Origin of the sequence: Stenotrophomonas sp. ATCM1_4 (assembly GCF_004348115.1) — a bacterium.
GTDB lineage: Bacteria > Pseudomonadota > Gammaproteobacteria > Xanthomonadales > Xanthomonadaceae > Stenotrophomonas > Stenotrophomonas capsici.
Map to the genome: position 1 here is coordinate 1033770 of NZ_QPFB01000001.1, position 13116 is coordinate 1046885.

Annotated in this window: 9 protein-coding genes; 3 read left to right on the forward strand and 6 right to left on the reverse strand. The window is 63.3% G+C overall.

What is annotated here, in order from left to right; all coding sequences use genetic code 11:
• Window positions 1–18: 18 nt before the first annotated feature.
• Complete coding sequence (gene acnA / locus ATCM_RS04960) at window positions 19–2781, reverse strand: aconitate hydratase AcnA (RefSeq protein WP_132863138.1); 2763 nt, start codon at window positions 2779–2781, stop codon at window positions 19–21.
• A 283-nt stretch (window positions 2782–3064) separates the two neighbouring features.
• On the opposite strand from acnA, the gene ATCM_RS04965 reads away from it, so the two are divergent.
• From ATCM_RS04965 to acnB, 3 genes are read left to right on the forward strand one after another with little or no spacing between them, the layout of a single operon-like run.
• Window positions 3065–3298, forward strand: a complete 234-nt coding sequence (locus tag ATCM_RS04965) for an AbrB/MazE/SpoVT family DNA-binding domain-containing protein (RefSeq protein ID WP_132863139.1) — start codon at window positions 3065–3067, stop codon at window positions 3296–3298.
• Window positions 3295–3693 carry a type II toxin-antitoxin system VapC family toxin gene (locus ATCM_RS04970; RefSeq protein WP_132863140.1) on the forward strand — a complete coding sequence of 133 codons (399 nt, stop codon included), beginning with the start codon at window positions 3295–3297 and terminating at the stop codon, window positions 3691–3693. Before ATCM_RS04965 ends, ATCM_RS04970 begins: the two co-directional genes overlap by 4 nt.
• Before the next feature lie 39 nt (window positions 3694–3732).
• Complete coding sequence (gene acnB, locus ATCM_RS04975) at window positions 3733–6324, forward strand: bifunctional aconitate hydratase 2/2-methylisocitrate dehydratase (protein ID WP_132863141.1); 2592 nt, start codon at window positions 3733–3735, stop codon at window positions 6322–6324.
• 111 nt (window positions 6325–6435) lie between these two features.
• Here the strand turns inward: acnB and ATCM_RS04980 are convergent, their stop codons facing one another.
• Genes ATCM_RS04980 through ATCM_RS05000 form a run of 5 tightly spaced genes read right to left on the reverse strand, consistent with a single transcriptional unit; the run spans window position 6436 to window position 13113 of the window.
• Window positions 6436–8388, reverse strand: coding sequence for an AAA family ATPase (locus ATCM_RS04980; RefSeq protein ID WP_165931124.1), 1953 nt, complete (start codon window positions 8386–8388; stop codon window positions 6436–6438).
• A 45-nt stretch (window positions 8389–8433) separates the two neighbouring features.
• Complete coding sequence (locus ATCM_RS04985) at window positions 8434–9492, reverse strand: chemotaxis response regulator protein-glutamate methylesterase (protein ID WP_132863143.1); 1059 nt, start codon at window positions 9490–9492, stop codon at window positions 8434–8436.
• A complete protein-coding gene (cheD, locus tag ATCM_RS04990) occupies window positions 9489–10088 on the reverse strand; it encodes a chemoreceptor glutamine deamidase CheD (protein ID WP_132863144.1) in 600 nt (199 codons plus the stop codon). Before cheD ends, ATCM_RS04985 begins: the two co-directional genes overlap by 4 nt.
• Entirely contained in the window at window positions 10085–10930 is an 846-nt protein-coding gene (locus ATCM_RS04995) for a CheR family methyltransferase (RefSeq protein ID WP_132863145.1), read from the reverse strand. Before ATCM_RS04995 ends, cheD begins: the two co-directional genes overlap by 4 nt.
• A 17-nt stretch (window positions 10931–10947) precedes the next feature.
• Window positions 10948–13113 (reverse strand): methyl-accepting chemotaxis protein, encoded by a 2166-nt coding sequence (locus ATCM_RS05000; RefSeq protein WP_132863146.1) that lies wholly within the window; start codon window positions 13111–13113, stop codon window positions 10948–10950.
• Window positions 13114–13116 lie beyond the last annotated feature (3 nt).

The window sequence follows — 13116 nt, forward strand, 5'->3', positions numbered from 1 at the left end:
ATCAAGTCAATCCATCCGTCAGGCCGCTTTCTTCGCCGCCAACTGGCGCAGCACGTACTGCAGCAGGCCGCCGTTGCGGAAGTACTCCACTTCCTTCGGGGTCAGCAACAACACCTTGGCCTGGAACGACTGCTTGCTGCCGTCAGCCTTGGTCGCGGTGACCGTGGCGGTCTTGGCCTTGCCGTCGTCCAGCCCGGTGACGTCGAAGGTCTCCGAGCCATCCAGGCCCAGTGACTGTGCGTTCTGGCTGTCGATGAACTGCAGCGGCAGTACGCCCATGCCGACCAGGTTGGAGCGGTGGATGCGCTCGAAGCTCTCGGCGATCACCGCCTTGACGCCCAGCAGGTTGGTGCCCTTGGCCGCCCAGTCGCGCGAGGAGCCGGTGCCGTATTCCTTGCCGGCCAGGACCACCAGCGGCACGCCGTCGGCTTTGTACTTCATGGCCGCGTCGTAGATGGCCAGCTTCTCGCCGTTGGTGCTGCCCGGGGCGTAGTACAGGGTGTTGCCGCCTTCCTCGCCACCGAACATCAGGTTCTTGATGCGGATGTTGGCGAAGGTGCCGCGCACCATCACGTCATCATTGCCGCGGCGGCTGCCGTAGCTGTTGAAGTCGGCCGGGAGCACGCCACGCGACTGCAGGAAGCGGCCCGCCGGCGAGTCCTTCTTGATGTTGCCGGCCGGGGAGATGTGGTCGGTGGTGATCGAGTCACCGAACAGGCCGAGCACGCGCGCACCGTGCACATCGCTGATGGTGCCGACCTGCATGGTCATGCCGTCGAAGTAGGGCGGGTTCTTGATGTAGGTGGAGTCGCCGTTCCACTGGTAGGCCTGGCCTTCCGGCGATGCGATCTGCGCCCAGCGGGTGTCGCCCTTGAACACGTCGGCATAGTTCTGCTTGAACATCTCCGGGCCAACGGTGGCGGCGATCATGTCGCCGATGTCCTTGTTGGTCGGCCAGATGTCACGCAGGTACACATCCTTGCCGCTGCTGTCCTGGCCGATCGGCTCCTTGGTCAGGTCGATGCGCACGGTGCCGGCGATGGCGTAGGCCACCACCAGCGGCGGCGAGGCCAGGTAGTTGGCCTTTACTTCCGGATGCACGCGACCTTCGAAGTTGCGGTTGCCCGACAGCACAGAGGCCACCACCAGGTTGCCGGCGGCGATGCCGGCGCTGACTTCGACCGGCAGCGGGCCGGAGTTGCCGATGCAGGTGGTGCAGCCGTAGCCGACTACGTAGAAGCCGAGCTTCTCCAGGTCGGTCAATACGCCGGCCTTTTCCAGGTAGTCGGTGACCACGCGCGAGCCCGGCCCGAGCGAGGTCTTGACCCACGGCTTGGCCTTCAGGCCCAGGCGCGCGGCGTTGCGCGCGAGCAGGCCGGCACCGAGCATCACCGCCGGGTTGGAGGTGTTGGTGCAGGAGGTGATGGCGGCGATGACCACCGCGCCGTCCTTCAGGCGCACGGACTGGTTGTCGATGACCACGTCAGCGTGGCCCTTGGCCAGCTGTTCGTTGCCGACCGCCGCGCCGCCTCCTTCATTGATGAAGTCGGCGACGTCGCCGTTGCGCTGGTCGCGGTTGACGGTCAGGCCCTTGAGCGCCTCGGTGAAGTTGTCATGCACATCGCCGAGCAGGACGCGGTCCTGCGGGCGCTTGGGGCCGGCCATCGACGGCTTGACGTCACCCATGTCCAGTTCCAGCGTGGCGCTGTACTGCGCGTGCGGGCTGCTGGGCTCGTGCCACAGGCCCTGGGCCTTGGCGTAGCTTTCGACCAGCGCGATCTGCGCCTCGCTGCGGCCGGACAGGCGCAGGTAGTTCAGCGACTCGGCGTCGATCGGGAAGATGCCGCAGGTGGCACCGTACTCCGGGGCCATGTTGGCGATGGTGGCGCGGTCGGCCAGCGGCAGGTGCTGCAGGCCGTCGCCGTAGAACTCGACGAACTTGCCGACCACGCCGTGCTTGCGCAGCATCTGGGTGACGGTCAGCACCAGGTCGGTGGCGGTGGTGCCCTCGGGCAGCTTGCCGGTGAGCTTTAAGCCGACCACCTGCGGGATCAGCATCGAGGACGGCTGGCCGAGCATGGCGGCCTCGGCCTCGATGCCGCCCACGCCCCAGCCCAGCACGCCGATGCCGTTGATCATGGTGGTGTGCGAGTCGGTGCCGAACACGGTGTCCGGGAACGCCCAGCGGGTGCCGTCGACGTCACGTTCCATCACCACGCGGGCGAGGTTCTCCAGGTTCACCTGGTGGACGATGCCGGTGTTGGGCGGCACCACCTTGAAGTTCTCGAAGGCCTTCTGGCCCCAGCGCAGGAAGCTGTAACGCTCGCGGTTGCGCTCGAATTCGATCTTGCCGTTGAGGTCCAGCGCGTCGGCGCGGCCGAACACATCCACCTGCACGGAGTGGTCGATGACCAGTTCGGAGGGGATCAGCGGGTTGATCTGCTCGGCCTTGCCACCGAGCTTGGTCACCGCGTCGCGCATGGCGGCCAGGTCGACCACGCAGGGCACGCCGGTGAAGTCCTGCAGCACCACGCGGGCCGGCATGAAGGCGATCTCGGTGTCCGGTTCGGCCTTGGGGTTCCACCGGGCCACCGCCTCGATGTGCTCCGGGCCGACGGTCTGGCCGCCGTCCTCGTGCCGGAGCAGGTTCTCCAGCAGGATCTTCATCGAGTAGGGAAGGTGGGAGATGTCGAACTTCTGGCCGAGCTTGGGAAGGCTGCAGTAGGTGTACTGCTGGCCGCCAACTTCCAGTTGGCTGCGGGTGGAGAAGGTATCGCTCATACAGCTGACTCCTCTTTACAGATGGCTTGCCACGGTGCCGGTGCGGCGCCGCGCGGGCTTTCAGGGCCGTGGGCCCTGTCACTGAATGCAGGTCCGAGTATGGACGATGCACGCATACTTGGGCGCATGGCGGTCCGGGCCAGTTTAGACAACGGCGTGTTGCGGTTGTGTAACGGTGCTTTTGCCGGGGAGGCCAGGCGGGGCGGGGCCTGGCGGGTCAGCGGCGGGTTGGGGTATGCCGGTGGAAGTATGTATAATTCGTGCATACTTCATTGGAGGTCCCATGGAAGCCACCGTAGCTGAACGCGGGCAGATCACCCTGCCCAAGGCCGTACGTGACGCGCTGGGCCTGACCAAGGGCACGTTGCTGAAGGTCGAGCTGGAAGGCAGCCGGATCATCCTGCGCAAGAGCGTGGACGACGCCATTTCCCGTGCGCGCGGCAAGTTCGCGCTGGACGGCTTCGACTCGGCCGAGCAGGCCGTGCGCACCGTGCGTGACGAGGCCGACCAGGCATGATCGCCGTCGACTCCCCGGTCCTGATCGAACTGCTCAGCGATGGCCCGCGTGCCGACGCGGTAGAGGCCTGCCTGCGGCAGGCGCTGGTCGGCGGCCGGGTGGTCATCTGCGGCACGACCCTGGCCGAGGTCTGCGCCTCGCTGCGCGGCGGTGCCGAAGTGCAGGAGGCGCTGGAGGAAATGGGCGTCCATTTCAATCCGCTGGAAGCCAAATCCGCATTGCGCGCCGGCGAGATGCACCGCCGTCACCGCCAGCGCAGCGGCGAAACCCGCCGTATCGACGATTTCATGGTCGGTGCCCACGCGCTGCTGCAATGCGACGGCCTGATCACCTGGAACGACACGTTTTATCGCGACTACTTCAAGGGCCTGAAGCTGATCGTGCCGCAAGCCTGAGCCCATCCATTACTCAAACCGTAACACCCGGGAGTTGTCATGTTGGAAGCCTACCGCCACCACGTAGCCGAGCGCGCCGCGCTTGGCATCCCGCCGCTGCCGCTGACCGCACAGCAGACGGCCGACGTCATCGAGCTGCTGAAGAACCCGTCGGCCGGTGAGGCCGAGTTCCTGCTCGACCTGATCACCCACCGCGTGCCGGCGGGTGTGGACGACGCCGCCAAGGTCAAGGCCTCGTACCTGGCCGCCATTGCCTTCGGCACCGAAAAGAACGCACTGATCAGCCGTGCGCGCGCCACCGAACTGCTGGGCACCATGCTCGGCGGTTACAACGTCGCCCCGCTGATCCAGCTGCTGGACGACGCCGAAGTCGGCGCCATCGCCGCCAACGGCCTGAAGCACACGCTGCTGGTGTTTGATGCCTTCCACGACGTGCAGGAAAAGGCCAAGGCCGGCAACGCCAACGCACAGGGCGTGCTGCAGAGCTGGGCCGATGCCGAGTGGTTCACCAGCAAGCCGGAAGTGCCGCAGAGCCTGACCATCACCGTGTTCAAGGTGCCGGGCGAAACCAACACCGACGACCTGTCGCCGGCCCCGGATGCGACCACCCGCCCGGACATCCCGATGCACGCGCTGGCGATGCTGAAGAACAAGCGTCCGGATGCCCCGTTCGTGCCGGAAGAAGACGGCAAGCGTGGCCCGATCCAGGAAATCCTGTCGCTGAAGGAAAAGGGCAACCTGGTTGCCTACGTCGGCGACGTGGTCGGTACCGGTTCCAGCCGCAAGTCCGCCACCAACTCGGTGCTGTGGTTCACCGGTGAAGACATCCCCTTCATCCCGAACAAGCGCTTCGGCGGTGTCTGCCTGGGTTCGAAGATCGCCCCGATCTTCTACAACACCATGGAAGACGCCGGCGCGCTGCCGATCGAGCTGGACGTGTCGAAGATGGAGCACGGCGATGTCGTCGAGCTGCGTCCGTACGACGGCAAGGCGCTGAAGAACGGTGAAGTGATCGCCGAATTCCAGGTCAAGAGTGACGTGCTGTTCGACGAAGTGCGCGCCGGTGGCCGCATTCCGCTGATCATCGGCCGTGGCCTGACCGCAAAGGCACGTGAGGCGCTGGGCCTGCCGGTGACCGACCTGTTCCGCCTGCCGGTGCAGCCGGCCGACACCGGCAAGGGTTACTCGCTGGCCCAGAAGATGGTGGGCCGCGCCTGTGGCCTGCCGGAAGGCAAGGGCATGCGCCCGGGCACCTACTGCGAACCGAAGATGACCTCGGTGGGCTCGCAGGACACCACCGGCCCGATGACCCGCGACGAGCTGAAGGACCTGGCCTGCCTGGGCTTCTCGGCCGACCTGGTGATGCAGTCGTTCTGCCACACCGCCGCCTACCCGAAGCCGGTGGACGTGAAGACCCACCACACCCTGCCGGAGTTCATCTCCACCCGTGGCGGCGTCTCGCTGCGCCCGGGCGATGGCGTGATCCACAGCTGGCTCAACCGCATGCTGCTGCCGGACACCGTAGGCACCGGTGGCGACTCGCACACCCGTTTCCCGGTCGGCATCTCGTTCCCGGCCGGTTCGGGCCTGGTCGCCTTCGCCGCGGCCACCGGCGTGATGCCGCTGGACATGCCGGAGTCGGTGCTGGTGCGCTTCAAGGGCAAGATGCAGCCGGGCGTGACCCTGCGTGATCTGGTCAACGCGATCCCGCTGTACGCGATCAAGTCCGGTCTGCTGACCGTGGCCAAGGCCGGCAAGAAGAACATCTTCTCTGGCCGTATCCTGGAAATCGAAGGTCTGCCGGACCTGAAGGTGGAGCAGGCGTTCGAACTGTCCGACGCCTCGGCCGAGCGTTCGGCCGCTGGTTGCTCGGTGCGCCTGAACAAGGAGCCGATCATCGAGTACCTCAACAGCAACATCACGCTGCTGAAGTGGATGATCGCCGAAGGCTACGCAGACGCCCGTTCGCTGGCCCGTCGCGTCGAGAAGATGGAAGCCTGGTTGGCTGACCCGCAGCTGCTGGAGCCGGATGCCGACGCCGAGTACGCCGCTGTCATCGAGATCGACCTGGCCGACATCCACGAGCCGATCGTGGCCTGCCCGAACGACCCGGACGACGTGAAGACGCTGTCCGAAGTTGCCGGTGCCAAGATCGACGAAGTGTTCATCGGTTCGTGCATGACCAACATCGGTCACTTCCGCGCCGCTGCCAAGCTGCTGGAAGGCAAGCGTGACATCCCGACCCGTCTGTGGGTGGCCCCGCCGACCAAGATGGATGCCTCCGAGCTGACCAAGGAAGGCGTGTACGGCACCTTCGGCAGCGCTGGTGCTCGCATGGAAATGCCGGGCTGCTCGCTGTGCATGGGCAACCAGGCGCAGATCCGCGAAGGCTCCACCGCGATGTCGACCTCGACCCGCAACTTCCCGAACCGCCTGGGCCGCAACACCAACGTGTACCTGGGTTCGGCCGAGCTGGCCGCGATCTGCTCGCGTCTGGGCCGCATCCCGACCAAGGAGGAGTACATGGCGGACATCGGCGTGATCAACGCCAATGGCGACACGATCTACCGCTACATGAACTTCGACCAGATCGCCGACTACAAGGATGTGGCCGATTCGGTCAATGCCTGAGTTCGATCACGGTAGTTGAGTGTTGAACGAAAACCCCCGGCGAGAGCCGGGGGTTTTTGTTTGTTTCCAAATGGACAGAGGTTTCGGAGAAATAAGAAAGTGCTAATCGATTTAGCTTAGCGCGGATCGAATTCTTGAGACTATTTCCCCGATGGAGGAGATCTGGCACTCGAACGCTTTTGAATAAACTACTTCTCTTAGTATTCCCGATTCTACTCCTACAACTTTCCCGTAGTATCCGCAAACTTTTGAGAATGTTTGCTTGCCATCGCATCTATTCAGTATTACGTCATCCGAGGCCGTGCTGTAGTCGGAGAAGACTGTCCTTGCTGTCTCGTTTAGGCTGCTTGCAAGTATCTTCATTCGTTGATCCGAGAGTGCCTCGTCTGATATTTGTCGAAAAATCGCTTCTTCGTTTGACCAATCGAAGGTCTTCTTTCCCCATATGGATTTGGCGAATTCAGTCGACACCAAGTGTTGGAATGCCAAAGAAAGCTCTTTCTTATATACTTGCGGCAATGAGGAGCGTCCAATCTCGGCCATTTTTGATTTAATTTCGGCAGGGGTTGGCAAGCCGGTCTTCAGTGGGTGAATCGCATGATACTGCTTAAGTATTGTATGAAATATATCTGGGTCAAGAAGGTAGTTTTCAAACTCGTGCTTATCTAATTTTATGAAATAGCGATCATATAGATTTTCGTTTATGGACCTCAGTTCATTAAAATATTCATCCGGTTTATTGTCAGAGTCAACGACAAATACAAAATGAATTCCCTGAAGCTCGTCTCCAAGCGCGGCTATTCTCTTATAGGTGTCTGCTACTGCGGCACTTCCATTTAGGGGGCGTACCACGAAATTCTCTCCGCCGAATGCGTGGTGGAGGGCCTCGTTGTCTTCCTGTCCCTCAACGAAAATAACACTCTTGTGAACAGAGCTTAGGCCAACGCGGCGTAGTTGAGACTCTAAGCCTCCATTAAGTGGCTTTGCTATGCCATCTTCAATGAGAAAATTCTGTCCAAACGAGAACGTGTGGTAGATAAGGCTTTTGGAATGGGTTGTGTATAGTAATTGATTTATTTTAAACTGATTTTTTGCGATAGATTCATCGCTTGTTGATGGGTCTTCTGCAGGTCGAGAGTAATAGTCTTTGAGCCACTTTTCCGCGCCGTTTGGCTGGCAGTAATCGCGAAGCATTCCAATGAAATTTAGCAGGAGGCTTTCGTGTAAGTGATTTTCAGGCTCGTCGATTAGAACGGCGGACACGGTGCTCGATATTGATAGTATTACTAAGGTGCTGAGTAGTGTTTTTTCACCTGAGCTGAAGTCACGTACGTCATACAGTGCACTCCGCCTACTGCGGTTTGCCTTGCCTAGGAGTACGAACTCTCCTTCAGTATGATTTCCACTAAAGTTGCTCAATTCGACTTCGGGGATGAGCTTCGTGAATACGTGTTTTGCGACTCGATAGTATTCGAGGCGATTTGGCTTGCTTGGTACGAGTCGTTCATGGATATAGTCCGTGACTAGCTGTTTGTACACGCCGTGAAATAGTTTATCTGGATTTATAACTGCCTGAATTGCAAGATTCTTTTGCGAGTTGTTGGATATCCTTATTCCATCATGACGAAGCGTTTCTGTGGAGAATTCTTTGCTTGCATCTATGAATAGGAATATGTTTGAAGGCGATTCGGAGTTCCAGATTGAAAGAATTGACTGAGAGTTTGTATATCGTAGGACTGGCTCGCCGTCCTCCAAAAGCATAGTGATAGAGGCTGGAGTGTCCTTGCCCTGTGCGTTCGTTATGGATAACTCGATTCTGACGCTGGAGTCTTTTGCCGTGAGAATTTTTTTCGCTTCTGTGGCGGCATCTTCTGCATCCTGTGGCGAATCGAGAAAATGACAGAAGTGCATCTTCTGAATTAACCAGATCGCTCGTAGTACTGATGATTTCCCGGATCCATTTTTTCCCGACAGCGAATAGATGCTTTTGCTGTCGTCAAGATAGAGGGTGGTCGGACCGTCGAAAGAGCGAATTTTATGCAAAGTTATAAATTTTATTCTCATCATTCCGTTGATTACGCTTTTCTTGTTCTAAGATTCTGACCGAGCTCAGCTGGACCGCGCCAGCGCCAGCAACCGCTCCGCGATCCTGTCCAGCGGCAGTACTTCATCCGCCGCGCCCAGCCGCACGGCGCTGCCGGGCATGCCCCAGACCACGCTGCTGGCTTCATCCTGGGCCACGGTGGGGGCGCCGGCCTGCTTCATTTCCAGCAGGCCGCGGGCGCCGTCCTCGCCCATGCCGGTGAGGATCGCGCCGACGGCATTGGCGCCAGCGTTCTGTGCCACCGAGCGGAACAGCACGTCCACGGCGGGCTTGTGCAGGTTGACCGGTGCGGTGTCGTCGACGCGGCAGCGCCAGCGGGCGCCGTCGCGCAGGATGCGCAGGTGCTTGCCGCCGGCCGGCAGGTAGGCGTGGCCGGGGAGGATGGCTTCGCCGTCGGTGGCTTCGCGTACCGACATCGCCGAGTGGCGGTCCAGGCGTTCGGCGAAGGCGCTGCTGAATGCTGCCGGCAGGTGTTGGGTCAGCACGATCGCCGGGGCGTCGGCGGGCATGGCCTCCAATACCGTGCGCAGGGCCTCGGTACCGCCGGCCGAGGCGCCGATGGCGATCAGGCGGTCGGTGGTGCGGAAGCCGATGTTCGACGCAGCCGCACTCTGCAGTGCAGGGCGGCGGAGCGGCGAGGCCAGGGCGCGCACGCGCGATCGGGCGGCCATCTTTACCTTGGCGCGGATCTCCTCGGCGTAGGCTTCCAGCCCACGTGCGACATCGAGTTTGGGCTTGGCGACGAAATCCACCGCGCCCAACGCGAGTGCCTGCAAGGTGGTGTCGGCACCGCGCTCGGTCAGCGAGGACACCATCACCACCGGCAGCGGGTGCAGGCGCATCAGGTTCTCGAGGAAGGCCAGCCCGTCCATGCGTGGCATTTCCACGTCCAGGGTCAGCACGTCCGGGTTCAGGCGCTTGATCTTCTCGCGCGCCAGCAACGGGTCGGCGGCGGTGCCGACCACCTCGATGCCGGGGTCGGCGGCCAGCAGTTCGGTGAGGACCTGGCGCACCAGCGCCGAGTCGTCCACCACCAGCACGCGGCAGGGCGGGGCCAGGCTCATTCGAACAGCTCCACGCCACCACTGACCGGCGTGCGCGACAGCTTGGCGCGCACCGCGGTTTCGGCGGCCAGCACTTCGGCATCGTGCGCATGCGGCAGGCGCTGCACCACGACCCGGCCGGTGGTCGGGAAGAACCACACCTTGCGCGGGTGGATGCCGCACAGGTCCTCGGCGACGATGGGGATGTGCTCGGCCTGCAGGTACTGGCGCACGAACTCGGCGTTGCGGGTGCCGACCGGGTTGCTGGTGAAGCCCTTGAGCACGTTGGCACCGCCGAAGACCTTGGCTTCCAGGCGTTTGCGGTGCGCGCCGCGCTTGAGCAGGTCGTTGATCAGCAGTTCCATCGCGTAGCTGCCGTAGCGTGCGGGCGCGCCGTCGCCGACGTTGCCGTCCGGCAGCAGGAAGTGGTTCATGCCGCCGATGCCGAGGATCGGGTCGCGGATGCAGGCGGCCACGCAGGAGCCGAGCGTGGTGGTCAGCGCGGTGTCATCGTCCACGACCAGGTACTGGGTGGGCAGCAGCTTGGCGGCGACGGTCTGGAAGCGACTGTCGCGGTAGCGCATGACCTCGTCGGGATAGGACTGGGAAGGCTTCATGCACCGCTCCGGCGGGTACGGCGGTACAGGGTGCGGCCGCATGGCTGGATCAGGTCGGCCGCATGCAGGTAGTTCTCCGAATGGCCAGTGTAGAGCAGCCCGTCGTCGCCCATGTGCTCGACCAGCCGCGACAGGATGGCGCGCTGGGTGGGTTTGTCGAAGTAGATCATCACGTTGCGGCAGAACAGCGCGTCGAATGGGCCGCCGACGTCATAGCGGGAGCTGAGCAGGTTGAGCTGGCGGAACTCCACCAGCGCACGCAGCGCCGGCACCACCCGGCATTTGCCCTCGTTCGGGCCGGTGCCGCGCTGGAAATAGCGGCGCTTGGTCTCCGCATCCAGCCCGGCGATGCGTTCGATCGCGTACACGCCCTGGCTGGCGGTGGCTAGCACCTGGGTGTCCACGTCGGTGGCGAGGATGCGTACCGGCGGGGTCATCGTGCCGAACGTCTCGCAGGCGGTGATGGCCATGGAGTAGGGCTCTTCACCGGTGGATGCGGCGCACGACCACAGCTTGATCGGCGCATGCGAGGCGCGTTGCTGCAGTTCCTCGTGCAGCTTGTCGAAGTGGTGCGGCTCACGGAAGAACGAGGTCAGGTTGGTGGTCAGGGCGTTGGTGAACGCCTGCCATTCCTCGCCGCCATGCTGCTCGAGCTGGTCCAGGTAGTCCTTGAATGACTGCAAGCCCAGCGAGCGCAACCGGCGCGACAGCCGGCCGTACACCATGTCGCGCTTTGCCGGTGCCAGCGCGATCCCGGCACGGGCATGGATCAGCTCGCAGACGCGGCGGAAGTCGCGGTCGTTGAACTCGAAATCGCGCTGGGTGGTGTCGACGCTGGACATGTTGGCAGGTGCTCCGTTCAACTGGCCAACGCCAGCGCGGCCGGGACCTCGGCCGGCGCGCCGGCGCCGGTGGCCTCGATGCGGAACACCGCCACGGCCTGGTCGAGCTGGATGGCCTGTTCTTCCAGCAGGCGCGCCGCGGCACTGGCTTCCTCGACCAGGGCGGCGTTCTGCTGGGTGGTTTCGTCCATCTGCACGATGGTCTGGTTGACCTGCTCGATGCCGGCGCTCTGTTCCTGAGAGGCGGCGGAGATCTCGGCCATGATGTCGGTCACGCGCTGCACCGAAGTGACGATCTCGCCCATGGTCGCACCGGCCTGGTGCACCAGCTGCGAGCCTTCGGAGACACGCTGGGTGGAGTCATCGATCAGGCCCTTGATCTCCTTGGCGGCCGCCGCCGAGCGCTGCGCCAGGGTACGCACTTCACTGGCCACCACGGCGAAGCCGCGGCCCTGTTCGCCGGCACGCGCGGCTTCGACCGCGGCGTTCAAGGCCAGGATGTTGGTCTGGAAGGCGATGCCGTCGATCACCGAGATGATGTCGGCGATGCGGCGCGAGGACTGCTCGATCTGGCCCATCGTGACCACCACTTCCTCGACCACGTTGCCGCCGCGGGCGGCGACGCCGGCCGCGCCGATGGCCAGCTGGTTGGCCTGGCGGGCGGAGTCGGCGTTCTGGCGCACGGTGGAGGTCAGTTCCTCCATGGAGGCAGCGGTTTCTTCCAGGTTGGCCGCCTGCACTTCGGTGCGGCGCGACAGGTCGCTGTTGCCGGTGGCGATCTCGCCGGCGGCCAGGTTGATGCTGTCGGCGGCGGACTGGATGCGCGAGACGATGCCCGAAAGCTGGGCGATGGTGCTGTCCGCGTCCTCGCGCATGCGGGCGAACACGCCCTGGAAGTCACCGTGCATGGTGGCGGTCAGATCGCCCTGGGCCAGGGCGCGCAGCAACTGCGAGATCTGTTCCAGGTTGTGGTCGCTGGTGCGCATCATCGCGTTGAGGCTGCGCACCATGTCCAGGAAATCGTGCTCGAAGCGCTGCTCGTCGCCGCGCAGGCTGAAGTCGCCGGCGGCGGCCGCGTTGCCCAGCCGCTTGATCTCGCTGTTGATGGCCGACAGGTTCTGCTTGATGGTAGCCATGGTTTCGGTGATGACGCGCTTCTCGCCCGGCAGCAGCGGCATGTCCGGGGTGAGGTCGCCCACCGCGTAGCGCTGCGCGATGGCGATGACCTGCATCTTCACGTCGATGTGGTTGGCCACCAGCACGTTGGTTTCGGCCACCATCACGCCGTAGTCGCCCGGGAACGCCTCGGCGTCGATGCGGTAGCTGATGATGCCGGCGTCGTGCTGGCGGGCCATCTCATTCTGGGCCTCGATCACCGCGCGCAGCTGGTCCTGCATGCGCTGCATGCTGGTGAGCAGCTGGCCGGTCTCGTCGCGGCTGGGTGCGGGGATGGTGTTGTCCATGCGGCCGCGCGCGATGGCATTGGCCACCGCGGTGGCGTTGCGCAGCGGCGTGACGATGCGGCTGCCGATGACCCAGCTCAGGCTGACCACCAGCAGCACCAGCACGCCACCGGCGACGGTCATGATGGCGGTGAACTTCAGCGCCTGGCCCTGCACCTCGTCCATGTAGACGCCGCTGGACACCACCCAGTTCCACGGGCCGTACAGGCCGGCGTAGGCCAGCTTGGCGACCGGGCCCTGCGTGCCGGGTTTGGCCCAGGTGTAGCCGACGTAGCCGCCACCGCGGCGCGCGGCCTCGACCTGGTCGTAGTACAGGCGCACGCCGTCCTCGCCACGGAAGTCCTTCATGTCCTTGCCGACCAGGTCGGCGCGGAACGGATGCATCAGCAGCACGTAGTCGGTGTTGTAGACGTTGAGGTAGTTGACGTCGGCGTTGGAGCGCATGTTCTGCAGCGCGGCCAGCGCCTGCTGCTGTGCGTCGTGCAGCGACAGCTCACCGGCCTTCGCGCGGTTGGCGTAGTAGTCCAGCACGCCCTGGCTCATCTCCACCTGGGCCTTGAGCGACTCCTTGCGCGTTTCGTACAGATCCACGTACTGCATGCGGGCGGCGATCACCGACAGCGCGATCACGCCCAGCGCGATCAGCACCGTCAACAGGTTCAGCTTGCGCCGCACGGAGATGTTGCTGATGTAGTTCGACCAGAGACGGTAGGGATTCATGGC

Excerpts from the sequence above, each read along its gene's own strand:
- acnA (WP_132863138.1), bottom strand. The coding sequence starts at position 2,781 with ATGAGCGATACCTTCTCCACCCGCAGCCAACTGGAAGTTGGCGGCCAG.
- ATCM_RS04965 (WP_132863139.1), top strand. The coding sequence starts at position 3,065 with ATGGAAGCCACCGTAGCTGAACGCGGGCAGATCACCCTGCCCAAGGCC.
- ATCM_RS04970 (WP_132863140.1), top strand. The coding sequence starts at position 3,295 with ATGATCGCCGTCGACTCCCCGGTCCTGATCGAACTGCTCAGCGATGGC.
- acnB (WP_132863141.1), top strand. The coding sequence starts at position 3,733 with ATGTTGGAAGCCTACCGCCACCACGTAGCCGAGCGCGCCGCGCTTGGC.
- ATCM_RS04980 (WP_165931124.1), bottom strand. The coding sequence starts at position 8,388 with ATGAGAATAAAATTTATAACTTTGCATAAAATTCGCTCTTTCGACGGT.
- ATCM_RS04985 (WP_132863143.1), bottom strand. The coding sequence starts at position 9,492 with ATGAGCCTGGCCCCGCCCTGCCGCGTGCTGGTGGTGGACGACTCGGCG.
- cheD (WP_132863144.1), bottom strand. The coding sequence starts at position 10,088 with ATGAAGCCTTCCCAGTCCTATCCCGACGAGGTCATGCGCTACCGCGAC.
- ATCM_RS04995 (WP_132863145.1), bottom strand. The coding sequence starts at position 10,930 with ATGTCCAGCGTCGACACCACCCAGCGCGATTTCGAGTTCAACGACCGC.
- ATCM_RS05000 (WP_132863146.1), bottom strand. The coding sequence starts at position 13,113 with ATGAATCCCTACCGTCTCTGGTCGAACTACATCAGCAACATCTCCGTG.